Annotated in this window: 5 protein-coding genes; 1 reads left to right on the top strand and 4 read right to left on the bottom strand. The window is 32.6% G+C overall.

Features of this window, described 5'->3' with window-relative positions:
• The 3 genes from PLA12_14535 to PLA12_14525 form a co-directional block, all read right to left on the bottom strand.
• Nucleotides 1–373 (bottom strand): anti-sigma regulatory factor (locus PLA12_14535; protein HOQ33707.1); only part of this gene is annotated, 373 nt, incomplete at its 3' end.
• Nucleotides 370–714, bottom strand: a complete 345-nt coding sequence (locus PLA12_14530) for a hypothetical protein (GenBank protein HOQ33706.1) — start codon at nucleotides 712–714, stop codon at nucleotides 370–372. The genes PLA12_14535 and PLA12_14530, both read right to left, overlap by 4 nt.
• A gap of 69 nt (nucleotides 715–783) precedes the next feature.
• Nucleotides 784–2,307: a metallophosphatase gene (locus PLA12_14525; protein ID HOQ33705.1), complete on the bottom strand. Its 1,524-nt coding sequence runs from the start codon at nucleotides 2,305–2,307 to the stop codon at nucleotides 784–786.
• Nucleotides 2,308–2,436: 129 nt separating this feature from the next.
• Here PLA12_14525 and PLA12_14520 point away from each other — a divergent pair, with 129 nt between their 5' ends.
• Nucleotides 2,437–3,054 (top strand): hypothetical protein, encoded by a 618-nt coding sequence (locus PLA12_14520; protein ID HOQ33704.1) that lies wholly within the window; start codon nucleotides 2,437–2,439, stop codon nucleotides 3,052–3,054.
• Nucleotides 3,055–3,062: 8 nt separating this feature from the next.
• Here PLA12_14520 and PLA12_14515 read toward each other — a convergent pair whose 3' ends face one another.
• Entirely contained in the window at nucleotides 3,063–3,488 is a 426-nt protein-coding gene (locus PLA12_14515; GenBank protein ID HOQ33703.1) for an Hsp20/alpha crystallin family protein, read from the bottom strand.
• Nucleotides 3,489–3,645: the final 157 nt, after the last annotated feature.

Below are 3,645 nucleotides of genomic sequence, written 5' to 3'. Positions count from 1 at the left end.
GTTCACTATGAATAACAAAATAATCCGAATTTTTCTTTATGTTGGGTAAACCCATTCCCGCTCCAAACCCCATTTCTCTTGCTTCGTCGGGTGCCGTAGAATATCCTTCCTGAATAGCCAGGTCTATTCGTGGAATACCGGGTCCTGTATCTTTAACCGTAACTTCAATTTTTTCGTCATCTATTATAAAACTAATTTCTCCGCCATAAGAATGGATAATTACATTCATCTCTGCCTCATAAACAGCAATCATAATCTTTCTGATTATTTCTGAGGCTATTCCTAACTTACATAATATCTCTTTAATTTTTGAAGAAACCTGTCCTCCACTTAAATAATCGCCTCTTTTCACTGGATAAGACCCTGTAATCATTGCTGGGTATTTCCCTTTTGAAATATCGTATAAATAACCCCACAGGTTTCATACATCTCCAAGGAAGAAACCAAAAGAAAGGCTTTATTTTCTTTAGCACTTTCTATTAATTCAAAGATGGGGTCTGTATCTGTAATAAGACATATAGCAGGCACCTCAAATATGTTAAATAATTGAACCAGAGAGATGTGATTTAAATGAGTAACTATTAATGTCTTTTCATCAGCAGAATGGATTAAATCGCTAATTCGGTCCCCTGCAAATACCTTTTCTATTTCTATCTTTTCCCCTTTAACAATGATTTCTATACCTAATGTCTTTGTAATATCCTGTATATTCACCTGAAAATACTCCAATAGTATATATCTATTCTATCAAAGATTTACTTTGGAGTGTATTTGAAATAAAAATCATTGTTCTGTGTCGTATTCTTTTTCCTCTTTATTATTCCCTCCGTTTATCTTCATCTTTTCCATATATTCATCTAAGGTAATTCCACCTTCTCTAATCTTTTCAATATATTTTGATACTGCATCGAAATAAGTAAAATCACATTTTTTTAGTCCTTGTTTTATCTCATCTATATTATTTCCCCCATTTTTTTCTAAAGAGCGTAATAAGCGATTTTCAAATTCTATTTTTGCGAGCACTACTTTATATTTTTTATCTGCAAGTAAATCTGTTTTAACAGCAACCTTATCGGGTGGAAAGGAGCGTTCATATTCTGCATTTATTCCTGTCCATTCGGTTCTACTCCAACCATATTTAAGTAAATCTATTAGATATTGCTCTATTTGTTTTCCTGTTAATGTTACCTTAACCAATTCTTTAGCGCGGTGTCCTGCGGTTAAATAGACAGCGTTGTAATCTAATTTTGTGGGTGGAAATGTGCTACGGATAAGTAATCGGGGATGGCAAAAGACAATGTCCGCATTACTTCTTTCTTTTATTGCATTAGCTGCCAGTATTGCAATCTGACTTGTATTAATCGATTTTTTATTATCTATCAAATATTCGGAAGCAACAGGACAAATTCTCTTCTCTTCTGCAAATACCCAATTTAAAATTTCTTTATCAGGTTCTATAATATCATGTTTTAGTTCTACAACTTGATTTGTATAACTATTAACCTTTTGTTTTTCATCGTCAACCATCAATTTTAATTGTCCTGCATACATAGCATACGAACCCGCTTGAACGATAATTGCATTAGTATCCGAACACAGTCTTGCTTCTTTTAACAATTCGTGTGTATGTCCTGAAATAAATACCGATATTTCGGGAATTTTTTTAGATAACTCTATACAGGCGTTGCTTCCGAGATGACATAAGGCAATAATAAAATGGCAATCCTGTTCTTTTAGTTCTTCAATTGCTTTTTTTAGTTCGGGGATAGCCTCTCTGGCTACTCTCAGTTCTTCACCTCCTAATTTTACAACACCTACAAAACCTATAGATAGGTTTCCTATTTTTTTAATAACCCATGGTTTATAACAATTTTCTAAACCCTCTTTATAATTTGTTCCTACAAACTCTACCGAAGGAGCTAATTTCCTCAACTCACAAAGTCGTTTAATTCCTTTATCATAATCATGATTTCCAATAACCATTACATCATATTTCATTTGCTCTACAACTTTATACATCATTTCTCCATCGGTTAAATCTGCTACCATATCCCCTTTATCCGTCAAATCACCTGCATCAAGTAATAATACATTCGGGTTTTCCGCTCTTACTTTATTCACAAAACCTGCAATATAGGGAATTCCTCCAACCCCCATATATCCGGGGCGGATATGGTCATGAATATCATTTGTATAAACGATATTAACTTCTGTATCTTTAGAAAATAAATTAAAAGAAACAAAAAACAGTAAAATTGCACTCAGAAGCACCCTTAAATAATAATTTTTGATATTGTTTGTCAACATAACCTACTCCTCTGATTGTTTTACAAGTATATTATGCATATTTGACTATAATTAGCTTTTTTAGGTTTAATTTTCTAAAATTAATACTAAACAACTATTTCTTGAAATTCATTTTCATAAGGAGTAAAAATGTCATTTCTCAAAAAACAACCTTTTTTCTTTATCATAACTTTGACCTTTTTTTCCTGTTCCAATGCTATTGTTCAGGAAACAAATCTAAAAGGAGAATTTAAAGTTTTAGAAGTCCAACCTATATCAAACTCATTAAACAATGTGATTAAAAACGGTTCCTTTATAGAATGGTTATCGGGTACACGAGTTCCTTCGGGTTTTTTGCCTCCTTTTTCTCAATATTCTTATGTCAATAAAAGTGCAAAAAAGGGAACGGGTTACGAAGTAGTTCAGAAGTGGACAAAAGCAGATGCTGGTGAAGATATAGGTAATATGTTTCGTACTTCTTTATCTGATTTACAACCGAACAATTACCTATTTTCTGTAAATGCCACATTATTAAAAGGTCCAAAAGTTAATATAGGTATATGGAAAATAACCGAACCCGGGAAAACAGCACCTTTTATAAATCCTCTAATAGAAATCTCCGGAGAATTGAATAAACCTATTCATCTTGAAAAGGAATTTAAGATAGAACAGAGAGACACCTATTTTTTCTGTGCCTATGCACCGGAAGGAACACCACAAATTATCTGGTCGGACTGGATATTATCAATAGCACCTGCAAATAATTAATAATCCTACTATTCTCCTGAAACTATAATTCTTTTTCCTACGGAGACTGATTTTTTGGGCAGTGTTATCTTAAGCAAACCCATTTGCATTTCTGCATTAACTTTATCTTCTTCTATCTCGTCAGAAAATTCAACAACCTTCTCAAAACTTCCGTATAGACACTCACAAAATACTTTTTTTTCATCATCTTCATTTACTCTTTTCATCTTATTCCCGCGTACACTCAACTTATTTTTATCAATCGTCAATACAATATCTTCCTTCTTTACTCCCGGCAATTCTATAAAAACATAATAATCTGTATTTGTTTCATAAACATCGGCAAGAGGCTCCCATGGTTCATCTTCATTTAAACCAGTATTTAGACGACGCCATACTTCCATCATCAGTTTTCGAGGTAGCACTCGTAATGTATCAAATGGTGAAATAAACACAGGACATTCTCCTTTTTATTTGCGTATCTACTACTATTATATACCAACAAAATTTGAAAATATTTCGGTTTTTTAATGAAATATAAAATCCAATTTTAAACAAACACCTTTTATATTTTTAAATTACATTTCTGTACTTCACTAAACCTTTCTTTGG

Origin of the sequence: Candidatus Hydrogenedens sp. (genome assembly GCA_035378955.1) — a bacterium.
Classification (GTDB): domain Bacteria; phylum Hydrogenedentota; class Hydrogenedentia; order Hydrogenedentales; family Hydrogenedentaceae; genus Hydrogenedens.
This window is presented reverse-complemented; position numbering and strand designations above follow the sequence as displayed.